15 protein-coding genes are annotated in these 19018 nt (G+C 40.2%); 10 read left to right on the top strand and 5 right to left on the bottom strand.

The features are described 5' to 3' along the window. Window positions 1-342 precede the first annotated feature (342 nt). The 5 genes from LJE12_RS17440 to LJE12_RS17420 all read left to right on the top strand — a co-directional run bounded on the left by LJE12_RS17440 (window position 343) and on the right by LJE12_RS17420 (window position 4111). Entirely contained in the window at window positions 343-1263 is a 921-nt protein-coding gene (locus LJE12_RS17440) for a carbon-nitrogen hydrolase family protein (RefSeq protein WP_008707457.1), read from the top strand. A 219-nt stretch (window positions 1264-1482) separates the two neighbouring features. After that, window positions 1483-2175, top strand: a complete 693-nt coding sequence (locus LJE12_RS17435; RefSeq protein WP_008707459.1) for a CPBP family intramembrane glutamic endopeptidase — start codon at window positions 1483-1485, stop codon at window positions 2173-2175. 401 nt (window positions 2176-2576) lie between these two features. Continuing rightward, entirely contained in the window at window positions 2577-3044 is a 468-nt protein-coding gene (locus LJE12_RS17430; protein ID WP_005340973.1) for a hypothetical protein, read from the top strand. Between the two features lie 34 nt (window positions 3045-3078). After that, the gene (locus LJE12_RS17425) at window positions 3079-3681 is read left to right on the top strand and encodes an alpha/beta hydrolase (RefSeq protein WP_008707489.1); all 603 of its coding nucleotides are present in this window, start codon (window positions 3079-3081) and stop codon (window positions 3679-3681) included. Window positions 3682-3742: 61 nt separating this feature from the next. Next, window positions 3743-4111, top strand: a complete 369-nt coding sequence (locus LJE12_RS17420) for a hypothetical protein (protein ID WP_227292300.1) — start codon at window positions 3743-3745, stop codon at window positions 4109-4111. 156 nt (window positions 4112-4267) lie between these two features. On the opposite strand, the gene LJE12_RS17415 is transcribed toward LJE12_RS17420, so the two are convergent. After that, the gene (locus LJE12_RS17415; RefSeq protein ID WP_020994092.1) at window positions 4268-5494 is read right to left on the bottom strand and encodes an MFS transporter; all 1227 of its coding nucleotides are present in this window, start codon (window positions 5492-5494) and stop codon (window positions 4268-4270) included. A gap of 164 nt (window positions 5495-5658) precedes the next feature. On the opposite strand from LJE12_RS17415, the gene LJE12_RS17410 reads away from it, so the two are divergent. Continuing rightward, window positions 5659-6546, top strand: a complete 888-nt coding sequence (locus tag LJE12_RS17410) for an AraC family transcriptional regulator (protein ID WP_020994091.1) — start codon at window positions 5659-5661, stop codon at window positions 6544-6546. 67 nt (window positions 6547-6613) lie between these two features. On the opposite strand, the gene hcp is transcribed toward LJE12_RS17410, so the two are convergent. Next, window positions 6614-8212 (bottom strand): hydroxylamine reductase, encoded by a 1599-nt coding sequence (gene hcp / locus LJE12_RS17405; protein WP_008704209.1) that lies wholly within the window; start codon window positions 8210-8212, stop codon window positions 6614-6616. A 14-nt stretch (window positions 8213-8226) separates the two neighbouring features. Then, a complete protein-coding gene (locus LJE12_RS17400; protein WP_008704208.1) occupies window positions 8227-8946 on the bottom strand; it encodes a 4Fe-4S binding protein in 720 nt (239 codons plus the stop codon). Window positions 8947-9042: 96 nt separating this feature from the next. On the opposite strand from LJE12_RS17400, the gene LJE12_RS17395 reads away from it, so the two are divergent. From LJE12_RS17395 to LJE12_RS17380, 4 genes are all read left to right on the top strand, one after another. After that, entirely contained in the window at window positions 9043-9735 is a 693-nt protein-coding gene (locus LJE12_RS17395) for a Crp/Fnr family transcriptional regulator (protein WP_008704207.1), read from the top strand. A 381-nt stretch (window positions 9736-10116) separates the two neighbouring features. Continuing rightward, a complete protein-coding gene (locus LJE12_RS17390; protein WP_227226939.1) occupies window positions 10117-12780 on the top strand; it encodes a GAF domain-containing hybrid sensor histidine kinase/response regulator in 2664 nt (887 codons plus the stop codon). A 36-nt stretch (window positions 12781-12816) separates the two neighbouring features. Then, on the top strand, window positions 12817-14877 hold the full coding sequence (locus LJE12_RS17385) for an ATP-binding protein (RefSeq protein ID WP_055057405.1): 2061 nt from the start codon (window positions 12817-12819) through the stop codon (window positions 14875-14877). Window positions 14878-15060: 183 nt separating this feature from the next. Beyond that, window positions 15061-16110: an NAD(P)H-dependent flavin oxidoreductase gene (locus tag LJE12_RS17380; RefSeq protein ID WP_008704203.1), complete on the top strand. Its 1050-nt coding sequence runs from the start codon at window positions 15061-15063 to the stop codon at window positions 16108-16110. Window positions 16111-16220: 110 nt separating this feature from the next. Here the strand turns inward: LJE12_RS17380 and LJE12_RS17375 are convergent, their stop codons facing one another. Then, a complete protein-coding gene (locus tag LJE12_RS17375) occupies window positions 16221-17582 on the bottom strand; it encodes an MATE family efflux transporter (RefSeq protein WP_118633711.1) in 1362 nt (453 codons plus the stop codon). A 434-nt stretch (window positions 17583-18016) separates the two neighbouring features. Further along, complete coding sequence (locus LJE12_RS17370; protein ID WP_025579600.1) at window positions 18017-18823, bottom strand: transglutaminase domain-containing protein; 807 nt, start codon at window positions 18821-18823, stop codon at window positions 18017-18019. Between the last annotated feature and the right edge of the window lie 195 nt (window positions 18824-19018).

Below are 19018 nucleotides of genomic sequence, written 5' to 3'. Positions count from 1 at the left end.
GTCCGGGCAAAAAGAATCGCGGGGCACGCGAGGATAGCTTGTAGATACTTGGCTCAGTAGAGGAGTCATTGAGCAAGAAGCCCCCACTTCAAAATCTGGGATTTAAGTGGTGGGAGCATGTCACGAAAATATGGGTTGGAAAATAGTCACAGCCACTCTGTGATTTATATGCCAGGTGGATTCCACAATTGACTGGAAAGAAAATCAGCTTACAAAACGGGTGAAATCTCAATCGGAATTGACCGAGCTGAAAGCGAGGGATACTTCTTGTCCGAGGGGCAAGAAGGTGGAACTAAAAATAATTAGAACAATCGGAATTTGTAAAGGAGTGAAATTGTCGTTATGAAGGATATCAAAACCACTTGTAAAATCGCATTAGTACAGGCAGAGCCTGTTATGTTCAGCAAAAGCGCATCACTTAAAAAGGCACTTCAATATATTTGTGAAGCAGCAAGCCAAAAACCGGATTTAATTGTTTTCCCGGAACTGTTTATTCCGGGATATCCTGTTGGAATGAATTTCGGTTTTAGCATGGGAAAACGAAGCGATGAGGGACGAAAAGACTGGAAACGATACTACGATGCCTCTGTTGTTGCCGGAGATTCGGAGTTCCAACAACTCGCAGAGGCAGCCAAAAAAGCGGAGGCATACATCAGCCTTGGATTTTCCGAGCGAGACGCTGTTAGTGGAACGCTCTACAACAGCAATGTCATTTTTGAACCGAACGGGTCATATAAGGTACACAGAAAGTTGAAGCCCACAGGCTCTGAGCGTGTTGTATGGGGAGATGCGAATAAGGATTATTTCCCTGTTACTGAAACACCGTGGGGACCAATCGGCAGCATGATCTGTTGGGAAAGCTATATGCCGCTTGCTCGGGTAGCGCTCTATCAAAAGGGAATCACCATTTATATTTCGCCAAACACCAATGACAATCCAGAATGGCAAGCCACTATTCAGCACATTGCAATCGAGGGGAAATGTTTCTTTGTAAATGCTGATATGATTATCAGACGCAGTTCGTATCCTTCTGACTTGTGTGAGCGCAATATCGTATCGGAACTTCCGGAATTTGTGTGCAGAGGCGGAAGCTGCATCATTGATCCGTATGGTCATTATTTGACAAAGCCGGTTTGGGATGAAGAAACCATCATCTATGCAGAGCTCGATATGAGCCTGCCTGCCGCCTGTAAGATGGAGCATGATGCGATTGGACATTATGCACGTCCGGATATCCTTGAACTTAAAGTCAACGAAAAATAATAGTCTGTTGGCTCATCAACTTCCAGTTTACAGAACTGAATCAAAAGAGCTCGAAGGAGCTCTTTTTCCTTTTTTATAATAGTATCATTATGGTATAATAGAGACATTAAAATCGTAATTTGTAGGAGTAGGCTAAAAACCTTTATAAAGAATGGTTTATACCGAAAGAGAATTTTTCTACAGAAATGAACGAATTGACTGGGAGGCTTTGAAATAAAAATGTCAGATAAAGATAAAAAAACATTAGCTTTGCCAGCGAGAATTATTATTATATTTCTCATATGTACAGCAGATATTTTAGTAGCCGCTTATTTTATTTATACATGGAAACAAAATGGTACAGTCGTTGTAGTCAGAAATGCATCTGATAATATTTTTGGTATTTTTCGCCAGAGTCTGGTTGTTTCTATGGTTGCAATCATAGTGATTTTAATTTTTTTCATGATATTAAGAAAAAAATTCATATCAGAAATGTACCTAAAAATATCAGGAAAAAAGCAGAAGACAACGGTGCTTATCCTGACAGCGATTCTTGGGGCAGTAACCGTTTTCTGTTTGATTACAAAAGCAGATAAAATAACAATATTGTATAATTTGCTGTATTATACGGTATTTATTGCAATGGAAGAGGAACTTTTGGTAAGGGGTATATGTGTGTATTTGTTAAAAGATGAAAATAATTATATCCGTTATCTTGTACCAAATATTTTGTTTGCTGCCATGCATCTGTTCTCCTATACAAACTGGGGAAAAATCACACTGGTTTATGTATTTTCATTTATTACGTCACAAATGCTAGGACTGATATTAACTGGATGTATTTTCCAGTATCTGAAAGAAAAATCAGGCACAATTTGGATTCCAGTGCTGGTTCATGCGATTCTGGATTATATGGTTGTGCTGGGGTATTGAATATGCACTATATAGAGAAAGTCTGAAGGAATCTTGAAAATTGGACAGCAGTTATTGTACAATACGGACTTATAGGAAAAAGATACGTTAAATACCAGGGAGATAAGAAATATAGAACGTTGCAAGAACAGAGCATAAAAAGCTGTACGCCTTGATGTTCTGGGTGCTTGTAAGTCAGCAGAACGCCTTTATATAAGCTGCGGTTTTTGATTTGTAGAAGTCAAAGAAATGTATTACGAAGATACTGGATAGACAGAGTACAGGATGTTTGAATTGAACTTATAAATTCCAGTTTACAGAACTGAATCAAAAGAGCTCGAAGGAGCTCTTTTTCCTTTTTTATAATAGTATCATTATGGTATAATAGAGACATTAAAATCGGAATTTCAGGAGGTGTTTTTATGCCACAAATGAATAAGGGAGGAAAATTTATTTTCGGGAAATCACTCATTCGGACGGATGGAACATTGCGGATTCCACCGCAGGCAATGGAAGAATATCACATTGCAGATGAAGGAAAAGTATATCTTTTTACCGGAAGTAAGATTACCGGTGGCTTCTGCGTCACCCGGAAAGGCCTTTTGCATCCGTCAAAACTTGGTCACATTTTGGACGATACTCCACCGTTGCTTGACTACTCAGCAGGTTCTGGCGAATTTATCAAATACAAGGGGCGTTCCTACTGCTGGGTAGAGATTTCACAGGAGGGGCAAATTCTTCTTACGAAGAAAATGATGGATTTTTTGAAGGTGAGACCCGGAATGGAGCTGCTCTCTATCCGCAGTAGCGACATCGCGTTTACGATGGGAGCTAAAGGACCGCTATTGGAAAAAGCAGAAAACTATGATGGTGAAATTCCGCTTTTTTAAGTGTAACAATTTGAATTTGTGGAGGATAACTATTGTGGATAAAGCAGTTATTTATATACATGGAAAAGGTGGTAATGCTGAAGAAGCTATTCATTACAAACCGCTCTTTAGTAATTGTGATGTGATTGGTCTCGACTATACTGCACAGTTTCCATGGGAAGCAAAAGAAGAATTTCCATTACTTTTTAATTCAATTTATAGAAACTACAAGACTGTTGAAGTAATTGCCAATAGCATTGGAGCGTATTTTGCTATCAATGCCTTATCAAATCAGCAAATAGAGAAAGCATATTTTATTTCGCCCGTTGTAGATATGGAAAGGCTTATTGCTGATATGATGATTTGGGCAAATGTTACAGAGGATGAACTCAAAGAGAAAAAAGAAATTCAGACAACCTTTGGAGAGACTCTTTCATGGGATTATCTTTGCTATGCAAGAGAAAATCCTATTATATGGGAAATCCCAACGCACATTTTGTATGGTGAAAAAGATAATTTTACCGCTTATGGAACGATATTTGAATTTGTACAGAGGACTAATTCAACACTTTCTATTATGAAAAATGGAGAGCATTGGTTTCATACGGATGAACAAATGAAATTTCTTGATGAATGGATAATAAAATCTTCCAAATAAATTCAAGTTTTATTGATTAGGAAATTGGGGAGTTATGCATTTTGTAAAGGGGGATCTATAAATGAAAACGTGTTGTTTGGTATGGGAAATTCCTGTAATAGAGGGAGAACATTATAATCCAATTATGAATGTCATTTATATGCAAAAAGCAAAGAAATTTTTGAATCAACTAAATCGATATTTTCAGGATGAGAATATGGATTGGAAATGTGTTTTGGACCGTTCAGCATGTACTTATAATGAGATTTTTTTCAGTGAAAATCAAGCAGTTATTTTTGCTCCGGAAGCCAAAACAAGACAATGGTTATATAAAAAAGAAATTCAGGCTGTAAGTATTCCAAAATATTATTTGGATTTTGCAGAATATAATGAAGGAAAGTTGGATAAAATAGCAATTTTTTTTATGAACTTAAAAAATGATATACAATAGATTTACTTGTTATGGAGCAATGATATGTTTTGAAGGTAGAAAAAATTACAGGGAAAAGAAAGAAACCAAAGTAAAAAGCCGATGCGGGACTTTTGAATCCAGTATCGGCTTTATTGATCTTACAGAGGTTTTGAAAAATTTACTTTTAATGGTTCATCAATGCTTTGATATTTGGGGCTGTGTGGATTTTTTTCGATACAGCAGGAATAACATAAACAATAGAATTACTGGAAAAATAAGTCCGAATCCCATGCCGATCCTAATATTATTTCCGGCATTCTGGGTGATACGACCAACAATTCCAGGTCCAATGCTGCCACCTAAATCTCCTGCCATGGCAAGAAGAGAAAACATAGCCGTTCCACCTGTTGGAAAAGTTTTTGAGGAAATACTGATTGTTCCAGGCCACATGATTCCAACTGAAAATCCACATGCAATACAACCGATAAGTCCGATAATCGGGCTGGATGACAAAGCGGCAAGTAGATAACAGACAACGCATAATATGCCTGAACCACTCATAAACTTCATTAAATCTAACTGTTCTCCATATTTTCCAAAAATTATACGGCTGATTCCCATTGTTACTGCAAACATACATGGACCTGCTAAATCTCCCAGGGCTTTTGACAATCCCAGTGCAGCTTCTGCATAAGCAGATGCCCATTGAGCCATTGCAAGCTCAGAAGCTCCGGAACAGATCATCAGACATATTGCAACCCAGAAAAATGGTCTGGAAAACAGATTCTTAATTCCCATTCCGGAACCATTGTCAACCAGAGGTTCAATAGGACAGGTCATGAAGTTATAAGTATTAACTGCAGGAATGATTGCCCATATTACGGCGAGCCATTTCCAGTTGTCTATTCCAAATATCAGGAAAAATAAGCTGGAAATCAAAATTGTCCCAACAGCTCCCCAACAGTAAAAGGAATGGAGCAGACTCATAGTTGCTTCTTTGTTTTCAAATGGACAGGCCTCGATAATAGGGCTGCAAAGTACTTCTATTAAACCACTTCCGATGGCATAAACAATAACACTACATATAATTCCAATAAAAGGATCAGGTAAAAAATCAGGTAAAAATGCCAGTCCAAGCAGACCCAGTGCAGAAAATATTTCTGATGTAACAATGCACACACGATATCCGATATGATCTACGAATTTGGCACAGAACAGGTCAACCAGAAGCTGTGTGAAAAAGAAGAAAGTGGATATCAGAGCAATGTTACCGAGAGAAATATGGTAGTCACTGTGAAATTTCAAAAAAAGAAGCGGTGCGAAGTTTGCAGCAATAGCCTGTGTGATAAAGCCCATATAACAGGCAAGTTTTGTCTTATGGTAGTCAGCTTTTTTTATAGAATTCCCCAATTTAAAAATCATAAGAATACCTCTTTTCTTTTTTTGCTTGATTATATAGCAAATATTAGATATATACATTGAATTAAATTGTAGAAATACTGTATAATATCGTAAAAAAGAAAGAATGTGATATGGAGATGGATTATAATAAAATATATAATAAGATACTTACAGACGAGGAGTTCATGGAAATTAAACAGCATGGAAGTAGTGACTATCCATTCCAGTATTATTATGATAATCTGGAATTGTTTGATTTTCATTGTATTGAGTGGCACTGGCACAGAGAATTTGAGTTTTTATATGTGGAGTCCGGAGAAGTTACATGCGGAATAGGAGAAAAACAGATTATATTGTCAGAAGGAGAAGCAATTTTTATTAATTCTAAAATATTGCACCGCTTTTACGCACCATCAGGTGGTATCATTCCTAACTTTGTATGTATGCCGGAATTTATTGCACCGGAGAACAGCCTGATCTATAAGAAATATATCTTGCCAATCATTTCATCGAATATATATTTCCAGCGTTTTCAGACTGATGAACTATGGCAGACAAAGATTATACAAACTATGATAAAAATAATGGAAATACAGGGAAATGAGAAAATAAGAGAACTTGCTACTTTGGCATTGATGCAGGATTTATGGCTGACTTTTTATGAAAATGTAAAGTTATCTGATAAAGGAGATGTACAGACAGTTGATGAAGTTGCACAGAAAAGAGTGCAGTTAATCATGCAATATATACATGAAAACTATAATCACAATTTGTCTCTGGATGAAATTGCTTCACATATAGGAATCAGCAAAAGTACTGCACTTAATTTGTTCCACCGGTTTTTACATACTACACCGGTTAATTATCTGATAGGATATCGACTTCAGGCAGCTTCCTGGTTATTGAAAAATACGAATAAAAAAGTAAAAACGATCGCCTATGAAAGTGGATTTCATAACGTTGATTATTTTTGCAGATTGTTTAAAAAACGTTATCATTTAACCCCATCAGAATATCGCTGCACATGTTTAAAATTGTTGTCGGCAGATCCGAGTCTTCAGACCCATAAATAAAGCCGATGCGGGACTTTGGAATCCTGTATCGGCTTTGTTAATTTGCGAAGATTTTGAAAAATTTATTTTACTGGTTCATTAGTGCTTTGATGTCTTCTTCCGGTGTGGTGATAGGTGCAATACCATAATTTTCCACCAGATAGTTCAGAATATTAGGAGACAGGAACGCCGGAAGAGAAGGACCAAGACGGATGTTCTTGATACCCAGGTGTAAAAGTGTCAGCAGGATACAGACTGCTTTTTGTTCATACCAGGAGAGAACGAAGGAAAGCGGAAGCTCATTTACAGAACATCCAAATGCATCCGCAAGTGCCACAGCAACCTGGATTGCACCATAAGCATCATTACACTGGCCCATATCCATCAGTCGTGGCAGACCACCGATTTCTCCCAGCTCAAGATCATTGAAACGGAATTTTCCACATGCCAGGGTGAGAACGATACTGTCAGAAGGTGTCTGTTTCACGAATTCCGTATAATAGTTTCGACCCGGTTTGGCACCATCACAGCCGGCAACCAGGAAGAAATGGCGGATAGCGCCTGATTTTACTGCTTCTACTACAGTATCTGCATGGGACAGAATGGCTGCATGTCCGAAACCGGTTGTCACTTTCGTACCGCCGTTGATGCCTGTGCGTGTCTGATCTTCTTTGTAACCACCCAGTTCCAGTGCTTTTTCAATAACCGGTGTGAAATTTTTCTTCTCGTCGATATGAACAGCGCCTGGGAAAGCAACCACTTCTGTTGTAAATACTCTGTCAGCATAACTGCTTTTTGGCGGCATCAGACAGTTGGTGGTGTAAAGGATCGGAGCCGGAAGATGATCAAACTCTTTCTGCTGATTCTGCCATGCAGTTCCGAAATTTCCTTTTAAGTGAGAGAATTTCTTTAAGAGTGGATAGGCATGGGCAGGGAGCATTTCACCGTGGGTATAGATGTTGATTCCTTTTCCTTCTGTCTGTTCAAGTAAAAGCTGCAGATCCTTCAGATCATGACCGGTTACTACAATAAATGGTCCCTTTTCTACGGTAAGTGTAACTGCAGTCGGTTCCGGTGTTCCATAGGTTTTGGTATTTGCCTTGTCAAGAAGTGCCATACATTTCAGATTGATTTCCCCTACTTTCAGTACAGTAGGAAGCAGTGTATCCATACTTTCTTCATAACCAATCTTAAATAATGCTTCGCAGAAGAAACGGTTTACTTCAGCATCTTCATAATTCAGAACATTTGCATGATAAGCATAGGCTGCCATTCCGCGAATCCCGAAAAGAATAAGGGACTTCAGGGAGCGGATATCTTCATCTGCATTCCACAGCTGTTGCATGTCATATTCGTCTGATTTACCGCAAGGTGACTGACATTTACTGCAGCCAGGAACCAGTCTTTCTTTTTCTGCTCTGACTTTTTGTATCATATTTTCGATTGCTGCATCGTCAAAACTCACATTTGTAACGGTAGTAAACAGTCCTTCAATTATGATCTGACTGGTACTTTTGGAAATAGCTGCTGCGCTATCGACAGCCCTTGCCAGACCGATCAACGCACCTGTCAGCTCATCCTGTAATTTGGCAGTGCCTGCCTTTTTTCCGCAGACACCTGCATTTCCTGTGCAGCCGGTGCATCCCACTGTCTGTTCACACTGATAACAAAACATTTTTTTATCCATTGTCGTATCCTCCTTTATTCTATAATATTTCCATCGATACCTATGGTTATAACCTGCCAGGGAATGAATTTTCCACTATTCTGAAGTGCTTTTCTGGTTGCCATCTCAAGTCCGCCACAGCATGGAACTTCCATTCTTACAATCGTCACACTTTGAATATCGTTATTTTGGATTATTGCAGTCAGTTTCTCGCTATAATCCACCTGATCCAATTTAGGACAGCCGATTAATGTTACCTTATTTCGGATAAAATCCTGATGAAAGCCTGCGTAAGCGTAAGCAGTACAATCGGCTGCGATTAAAAGCTTTGCGCCGTTAAAATATGGGGCACTGACAGGTGCCAGCTTAATCTGTACCGGCCAGTTCTGAAGATTGGATACCTGACCTGTGGTTGAAGATGGTTTTCCTGATTTGGGTATTTCTGATCGCTGAATCTGCATGCTTTTAGACCCGGGACAGCCGGCATGAGCAGTTATTGCCTGATTTTTGGCAAATATTTTTTTCTGTGCTTCTTTCACAGCCTCTTCATCATATTCAGGTGCTTCCCGTTCCTCAAAGGAAATGGCACCTGTGGGACACTCCGGGAGGCAATCCCCCAGTCCGTCACAGAAATGTTCTCTCACCAATTCTGCTTTTCCATTAATGATATCAATGGCACTTTCGTGGCAGGCATCTGCACAGGCGCCGCAGCCATTGCATTTTTCTTTATCGATTCGAATAATCTTTCTTATCATTTTACCTCCGTCAATAGATTTAACTTTTGTTTCTGTCGGCATTATAGTATGATAAATACAACTTGTATGTTTGATTTCCAACAAGGAGGAATGATTTTGAAAAAATATTTACCCATTTTAAAAAACAGTCCATTCTTTACAGGCCTTACTGATAACGAGATATTATCTATACTGCATTGTGTAAAAGCAACAGCAGTTTCCCAAAAACGAGATTCTTATATTTTCAGAGCAGGAGATTCTACTGAGGTAATGGGACTTGTGGTGTCCGGCTGTGTTCTTGTTATTCAGGAAGACCTTTGGGGGCATCGGAATATTCTGTCGAAATGTCATACCGGTGATTTCTTTGGTGAGCCATATGCAGCAAGCCCGGGTGCTGTTCTGAATGTCAGTGTGGTGGCAGATACGGATTGTGAGATTATCCTGCTAAATGTCCAAAGGCTTCTGATTTCCTGCCCGACTGCATGCGAACACCATCAGAAGCTGATCCGCAACCTGGTCAGTGTCCTGGCAAATAAGATACTAATCCTGAACGACAAAATCACACATGTGGGAAAGCGAACGACAAGGGATAAACTATTGTCCTATCTGTCGGCAGAGTCTATCAGACATTCATCGTTATCCTTTGATATTCCTTTTGACCGGCAGCAGTTGGCAGATTATCTGTGCATTGACCGCGCGGCAATGTCTACGGAGATATCAAAGCTACAGAAAGAAGGTTTTATAAAAACAAATAGAAATCATTTTGAATTGACTGTTTGTAATAATTCGGATTCTGAAATAAAAGTGTGATATCCATCATGAAAAATTGTGTATTACAGTTATGTCAAGTGGATATTCGCAATTGAAGCAGGGGACTTACTTGATTCGGTTAAACTTTCGTGTGACAAACGTAGCTGTCTGTGATATTATAAAAGTGATATAAGCGAAAATGACTTTTGCAGAAACGAAAGTATCTTTAAATGATATTTACAAATATACTTCCTCTAATGGCTTAAAGGGAAGTTTTATGGATACGGAACGGTATGAGTACAAATGAGCAGGAAACAGTAATGTCAATGCTGTATGGACTTCAGAAGTAGGAGAACAGTTCGAACGTATGTATCGGCTGTTCTTTTTTTGTTTTCAGGCATTAATGCGGTAGTATTTTCTATATAAGTGTTGGGAGATTATATGAAAAAGTTTAAGGCAAACGATAATAAGAGTGAAGAACATGAGATCAACTACAGACAATTCAACAAAAAGCTGGAACTGCTGAATCAGATCCTGTCTCTGATATCAGACATCAATCAGGCATCAGATGAGAAAGAAGTGAAGGACTGTATTCCTGCATTGCTTCAATACACCGGCGAATATACAGATGCAGACAGAGTATATATTTTTGAACTGATGTCTGAAAAACAGGATTATTACAGCAATACCTTCGAATGGTGCAGAGAGGGGATCGTCCCCCAGATTGACAATCTGATTCGTATTTCTGCCGATAGTATGCCGGTGTGGCATGAGAAATTTCTTCGTGGAGAAACTATAATTATTCATGATCTGGAGAAAATATGTGAAACTATGCCTTCGGAATATGACATTCTGAAGGTTCAGGATATTCATTCTCTGCTGGTTTTACCTTTGTTTGCAAATACGCAGTTGAGCGGTTTTATCGGTCTGGATAATCCGGATCTGGTTAATCCCGGTGTTTCCATATCGCTTCTTTCCAATGCAGGCGGACATCTTGCCAGTACATTGAACAATCTGCGCATGTTCAGGATGCTTGAGGAAAAACAGAAAACACTGGAGAGCAATCTGGAGGAACTTCAGAAGGAGAAGCATATCCTGGAAGCTCTCTGCGTAGATTATACCTCATTTTATTTATGTGATCTGGCAAATGATACTCTGGAAACGATCAAACAGAGCATACTTTCCAATGGTACAGAGATTGATGAGATGACGGAGCAGAAATCCAGTTATACCTCCAGAATCAGATATTATTATGATCATTACGTAATCCGGGAATCAGCACCGGATTTCCTCCGGAAGATGGAACGTCACGCTCTCATAGAGTATCTGCAGAATCACAAGCGTTTTGCGTATCGTTATCAGTCAGTGAAAAACCATGCCGGACATGAGTATTTTGAATTACAGGTGATCCGCCTGGAGACAGGCAACAGGGATGATTATAAGATCATTATGGGATTTCGCTATATTGATGATATTGTGCAGGAGGATATGAAAAAGAAGCAGCAGATGGAAGAGACTATGGCTGACCTGAAACTGAATAATGAGATTATCTCTGCAATCAGCAAAATGTACCGGATCATTTACCGGATGGATCTGATCCATGATACCTATGAGGAGATTTCCAGCCAGGAATCCATGCACCGTCTGACCGGCAGAAGTGGAAAGACTTCTGTTCAGTTTACAAAAGCCAGAGAAAAATTCATAGCCCCCGAATTTCAGGAAAGAATGAGAGAATTTCTGGATGTTTCCACTCTGGCAGAGCGTCTGAAGAACAGAGAGGAGGTTTCCACAGAATACAGAGCCATAACCGGAGTCTGGTATCAGGCAAGATTTATTGTAAAGCTTCGAAATGAAGCAGGGGAAGTGACTAATGTTCTCTATGTGACGAGAGATATTAATGACCAGAAAATATCTGAGCTGGAGAGCCGGGAAGAACTGAGAAGAACCGCTCAGGAGGCAGAGAAAGCCAATCTGGCAAAGACAGATTTCCTGAGGAGAATGAGCCATGATATCCGGACACCGATCAATGGGATCCAGGGCTGTGTGGATATTGCGGACCGTTATCCGGATGATCTGGAGCTTCAGCAGGAAGCACGTACCAGAATCAGGACTGCTTCCAGTTATCTTTTAAATCTTGTCAATGATGTGCTGGATATGAATAAGCTGGAATCCGGCAATATACAGCTTGAGAGAAAGCACTTTAATCTGCTGGAACTTTTGCATAATACGAATGAAATCACCAGGATGCAGGCAAATGAATCCGGCGTTAATTATTATGTGGAAGATGGAGAAATCATCCATACACAGTTGGTTGGAAGTCCGGTGCATTTCCAGCAGATATTAATGAATATCGGCAGCAATGCAGTAAAATATAATCATGATGGCGGTTCTGCGACAGTTACCTGTCGTGAGGTTTCCTATACGGATACCACTGCGGAATATGAATTGACCTGTACAGATACCGGTATCGGTATGAGTGAGGAATTTCAGGAAAGGGCATTTGAGCCTTTTGCCCAGGAGGGGCAGTCAGCCAGAACAAAATATGCAGGTACCGGTCTGGGACTTGCCATTGCCAGAAAACTGACAGAACTGCAGGGAGGAACTCTTTTCTTTGAGAGCATACAGGGAAAAGGAACCAAATTTATTCTCCATATTTCTTTTGAAATCTCTGCAGAGGAACAGGAAAAGAAATCTCATATGTATCAGAACTGTTCAGTAGAGGGAATTCAGGTTCTGCTGGTGGAAGACAATGAGCTGAATATGGAAATTGCTGAGTTTCTGCTGAAAGAAGAAAAAATGATAGTGACAAAGGCATGGAATGGACGGGAAGCCGTAGAAATTTTTGAGAATTCAGAGCCCGGATATTTTGATGTGATTCTGATGGATCTGATGATGCCACAAATGGGAGGTCTGGAAGCTACCCGCAGAATCAGAAAAATGGATCGAGAGGATGCGAAATCTATCCCCATTTTTGCTATGACAGCCAATGCCTTTCTGGATGATATTGCACAGGGTAAAGCAGCAGGAATGAACGAACATTTTTCAAAACCCCTTCAAATGGAGAAAGTGATAGATACCATTCGATTTTATTGCACAGCCCGATGAAAAACAGTTGGAAGAAAACATAACGAGGAAAATTCAATGAAAATAAATAGTACAGCTGCTAAACATATTAAAAAATACTGCTATATTATAGGACTTCTCTCTTTCCTGATCGCATTTTTTGCGTGTAGTCAGATGCTCCGATATCAGGAAAAGGAAAAAAAAGCATCGGGAACTTATATGGCACAAAGCACGATAAGGAGAGTCAAGGCAAAGCTGGACAATTATATAATGATTTCTGATTTTCTGGGAAATTATATCATTGATGGATCGGATATGGATGAAAACACTTTTTCAGAACTGGCAGAAAAGATTCCTAATGAGGAAGGTGTGGTAAAGGCGTTTGAGCTGGCACCGGAAGGGATAATAACCGAAATCTATCCTATGCAGGGAAATTCAGAGGCTCTTGAACTGGATGTTCTGAGGGAACACGAACGGAAAAAAGATGCAGTTCTGGCTAAGGAAACCGGGGAATATACACTTGGCGGTCCCTATCAGTTAAAGCAGGGAGGAACCGGAGCATTACTTTTTAAACCGGTTTATCGAACCGATGATTTCGGAGAGAGTAGTTTCTGGGGATTTGTACTCCAGGTAATTGACTGGGATCGTTTCATGAGTGATATAAATCTGAAATCTTTAAGTGAGGCAGATTTCAGTTATAAGATCTGGTCTTATGACAGAAGCAGTGGAGATAAGGTTATTCTTGCCCAGAGTCAGGATGATATGCCGGAAAACAGCCTGACGATAGAATGTGAAATCCCGAATAACACATGGTATTTTGATATTGTGCCTTCCAATGGGTGGATTCCGGTTTCTCAATGGATTCTTTCCATAATTGCTTCGTATATATTCTCGTTGCTGATCGCTATGGTTTTTTATCAGATATCCAGCAAAAAACACAGAGAAAAACAATATGCTGCTGAGCTTGAGAAAGCGGCAGAACTGGCGAAAAGTGCCAATGAAGCAAAAACACGATTTCTGTTTAATATGAGCCATGATATCCGGACGCCAATGAATGCGATCATAGGTTTTTCCGGATTACTGGAAAAGAACCTTCAAAACGAGGAAAAGGCAAAAGAATATCTGGGAAAGATCTGTTCTTCCGGAAATCTGCTGATGACGATTATTAACCAGATCCTGGAGATAGCCCGTATTGAAAGCGGCACTACAGCTCTGCAGCTGAAAGCAGAGGATATAAACACATTATTTCATACGGTAAACACAGTATTTGAGGAAGATGTAAGGAAGAAGAACCTGCAGTATTCGGTAGATTTGGATGTATATCATACCTTTATCCTTTGTGACAGGGTGAAACTTCAGGAGATAATGCTGAACATCATCAGCAATGCGATAAAGTATACGTCAGATGGGCATGGGGTTCATGTAAAGATATATGAGAAGGATTCAGAGGATCCCCGGAAAGCCCGGCTCATTTTTACCTGTGAAGATACAGGCATTGGCATGAGCGAGGAATATCTTCCACATATCTTTGAAGAATTTTCCAGAGAGCATACAACCACAGAGAACAAGGTCGCTGGTACAGGACTGGGTCTTCCTATTGTAAAATCCATGATCGAGTTGATGGGAGGAAGTATCCGGGTAGAAAGTACGCAGGGCGCCGGGACAAAATTCACTGTAGATATTTCTTTTGATACAGCATCAGAAGAGGATGTATACAGGAATCAGATATCTGAACAGCCGGATGCATTAAAGAGGATGGAAGGAAAACGTATTCTTCTTGCAGAAGATAATGATCTGAATGCAGAAATTGCGATAGAACTGCTTGCGGAACAAAAGATTATTGCAGACCGCGCAATGGATGGAGCTGATTGTCTGGATAAGCTGGAGAAAGCAGCTTCCGGATATTATGATATGATTCTTATGGATATTCAGATGCCGGTGATGGATGGATATGACGCTACAGCCAGGATACGCAGAATGAAAGATGAGGAGAAAGCTTCCATACCCATTATAGCAATGACAGCAAACGCCTTTGCAGAGGACAGACAAAAGGCGATATCGACCGGAATGAATGATCATGTGGCAAAACCAATTGATATGAAGGTACTTTTACCGGTGATGGCAAAATATATCAGATAGAATAAATCCGCCGATATGATTACACAAGTTGATCGTATCAGCGGATTTTTTGTCAAAATCTGTGGACTTATATAGTATTAAAAACTATATAAACTGGTTTCTCTTGACAAGAACAAATATTATGATATACTTTGAATATCAAAATATTTAAAACACAAACAAAATAACAGGAGAAGAATCACAATGAAGAATTTCAAAATAGGAGATAAAATCACAAGAGTTCCATTGATCCAGGGGGGAATGGGAGTTGGGATCAGTCTTGGCAGACTTGCAGGTTCTGTTGCGAAAGCAGGAGGAGTTGGTATTATTTCCACTGCACAGATCGGCTACAGGGAAGAAGATTTCGACAGAAATCCGGCAGCAGCCAACGAACGCGCCATTGCCGGTGAAATGAAAAAGGCCCGTGAGATTTCAGGAGATGGAATTATAGGATACAATATTATGGTTGCACTGAAAGAATATGCATCTCACGTAAAGGCTGCAGTAAAAGCCGGTGCAGACATCATTATCTCCGGTGCGGGGCTTCCCACAGAGCTTCCGGAACTGGTAAAAGGAAGTCTGACAAAGATTGCCCCTATCGTATCTACAGAAAAATCTGCAAAAGTAATCCTGAAATACTGGGACAGAAAATACAAAAGAACTGCAGATCTGGTAGTGATCGAAGGTCCTCAGGCAGGCGGACACCTTGGCTTTCATAAAGAAGAGCTGGAGAAATATACTGAAGAATCCTACAGTGAAGAAATAAAGAAAATCATCACAACAGTAAAAAGTTACGCAGAGAAATATGGGACAGAAATTCCAGTGATCGTAGCAGGTGGTATCTATAACAGAGAAGATGTCCAAAAAGTGGATAATCTGGGTGCTGACGGCATTCAGGTAGCTACCCGTTTTATTACAACGGAAGAATGTGACGCAGACATCCGCTATAAAGAAGCTCATTTAAAAGCAAAAGAATCCGACATTGCCATTGTAAAAAGCCCTGTTGGAATGCCAGGTCGTGCCATTATGAACAAATTCATGACCCGTGTCATGAACGGCGAACAGATTCCACACAGTTCCTGTCATGGATGTCTTGTAAAATGCAGCCCCAAAGAAATACCTTACTGTATTACTGACGGACTGATCAATGCAGTAAAAGGGAATGTAGATGAGGGACTTCTCTTCTGTGGTGCAAAAGCATGGAAAGCAGAGCGTTTGCAGACAGTACAGGAAGTAATTAATGACTTGTTTTAATCAATCAAGTAGCGAAGCGGATTGTGAATATCCGTTTGACTATAGAAATGCATAATTTAAGGGGTGAACGTTTTGTAATGTTCACCCCTTATTATGGATTTGTACAGTATTTAATTCTGAATTTCTGCCAGTGCCTTTTTAAACTGAAATGTAAATAAAACAGAGGTAAAGATCACAGCAGTAATATCTGCAATGGGTTCTGCCATATATACGCCTGTTGTTGAATCAGATATCATATGAGGCATAATATAGATCAGCGGGATCAGCAGTACAAACTTGCGGACAACAGCAACAATAATAGAGTTTACTGCCTTTCCAAGGGAGGTAAAGGTCATCTGACAGGCAATCTGGATACCGAAGAGGAACAGACCACCCAGATAGATCTTCAGCATTGGTGCAGTAAATCCAATAAGATCTGTATCAGCAGTAAAAATACTTACAAATACTCTGGGAACAAGCTGTACAGCAGCCCAGAGAAGTACAGAATATGACAGACAGGTGATCAGAAGCAAACGGAATGTTTTCTTTACTCTGTCTGCATTTTTTGCACCGTAATTATAACTGGAAATTGGCTGTGCTCCCTGCGCAATTCCCTGAAGAGGAAGCATGGCAAACTGCATAACACTGGTCAGGATGGTCATGGCTCCTACTGCAATATCACCGCCGTACCGAAGCAGGGATGAATTGAAGCAGACAGTTACAATACTTTCGCTTGACTGCATGATAAAAGCAGCAAGTCCCAGCGCGATACAGGGAAGAACGACCTTTGCCTCCAGGTGGAGATGCTTTTTCCTGAGGTGAAGCAGTGTCTTTTTGCCGCAGAGGAATGAAACTACCCAGAGTGTGGAAATCGCCTGTGAGATAACAGTTGCCAGTGCAGCACCGCGTACTCCCATATGAAAAACAAAGATAAATACAGGGTCTAAAACAATATTGCAGACAGCACCGATCAGGACGGAAACCATGGAAAATGTGGTAAATCCCTGTGCAGTGATGAATGCATTCATACCAAGGGTTAATTGTACGAACAAGGTACCGAAAGCGTAAATATGCATATAATCTGTTGCATAACTGATGGTGTTTTCACTGGCGCCAAAAGCCAGTAATAAATCTCTGCCCCAGATCAGTAAAATGGCAGTGAGGATAACAGAGATAATAATCTGAAGAATAAAACAGTTGCCTAATATATTCTCAGCAGATTTATTATCCTGTTTTCCCATGTAAATAGAAGCCCTTGGTGCGCCGCCGGAACTGACCAGTGCCGCAAATGCGGAGACGATCATGATGATGGGCATACAGACTCCCACACCGGTAAGTGCCAGGCTGCCTTCCCCCGGGATGTGGCCGATGTAAATACGGTCTACAATGTTATAAAGCATGTTGATGAGCTGGGCGATCACTGTTGGAATGGATAGCTTTAAAAGAAGCTTTCCAACAGGTTCTGTGCCCAGAAAATTTTTGTTATCCTGCATGGATGATAACCTCCTTCTTAAAAATATTTTTGAATGAATAATATTTAATGATACGATATAAAGAAAGGAAAGTCAACTCAGGATAGAGAATTTGGGCAACGTTACTGAGAACGGAGGTTACTGTTCACACACCACTATCCCGCGAGGTGTTTTGGCATGAATATGCCAAAATCCCGAGACATACAAGCCAAAATTCCATTGCCGCAGGCAATCTGGAATGAATTTTGGCTACGTTACTGTGAACGGAGTGAACAGTAACGAACGGAGTGAACAGTAACGAACGGAGTGAACAGTAACAGTTCCGGGACATCTGGCAGATACAGATACCCGGAACTTTTTGGATTAAGATGCGTTATTTTAGAGGATTACTATAAATCAGGCAGCGAAGCGTATAGTTTTATCTGCCTGATATGTCAGAAAATGTCCGGATGAGATCAGATTGTAATTACATACGCCCTGTTTCCTCTATAATAGGGACGTCCGTCTACACCGCTGAGGTCATAACTCATACGGTAATATCTTTCGATATGTCCTGTGCCTTTTGCCCAGTTCGGATCGCAGACTTCTCCTTTGATCTCAGCCCATCCATGACCGCCTGATGAGATAACCTTGGCTTCAAATCCGACTGCGTTAGCCAGGTAAGCAAATGCAGATGCAAAAGCGAAACAGTCGCCATGCCCCCGGTAGAACATATCCTCCGCATAGCTGACATCCCAGTTTGAGTAATAGTAACGGAAATCGTAGTCATTGCCGGTGCCACCGTATCCGTAGCTGACTGCCTTCAGATAACATCTCCATAATTTCTCTGGTTTGGACATATTTCTTTTGGTCACACGACGCATGACCTGGTTAGCTGTGACCATAAGGTTCAGTTTTCTTTTTTCTTCACTGTTATAGCGTGCTTCTCCACTTTTGGTAAGATAAATACCATTTACACGCCGGGAAGTTACCATGGAGGCATAACAGCCGTTGCGGATCTGGAAGAAATAATAATCTCCCTTGATCTTCTGCCAGCCGTTCTGCTGGATTCCCTTTTCATTAAAATAATATTTCTTTCCGCGGATCGTGACAAGTCCCTTTACAGTATGTCCGTTTTCATCATAGTAATAAATGTTTCCGCTGGGTTTGTGGTCAAATTTGTTACGTTTTTTTGATGCTGCGGATACTGAAGCTGAAAATAAAAAAGAGCAACAGATAGCAATAAGAATTGCTGAGATAGAAAATACTTTTAATTTTTTCATAGAGCACCTCCGTTCTTTATGAGCAGATATTTATTTCTGATAAATAATGTACAATGAAGAAATTATCTGCTCTAATCATAAGATATATTTTATTATATAAGACAATTTAACTGTGCGCAATATTCAATTAAGGAGAAAAAGCGTTACTGTTCACACACCACTATCCCGCGAGGTGTTTTGGCATGAATATGCCAA

The organism is Blautia sp. DFI.6.71 (assembly GCF_020593585.1).
Lineage (GTDB): Bacteria > Bacillota > Clostridia > Lachnospirales > Lachnospiraceae > Blautia_A > Blautia_A wexlerae.
The sequence above is the reverse complement of the archived record's forward strand: the minus strand, read 5'-3'. Positions and strand labels throughout refer to the sequence as shown.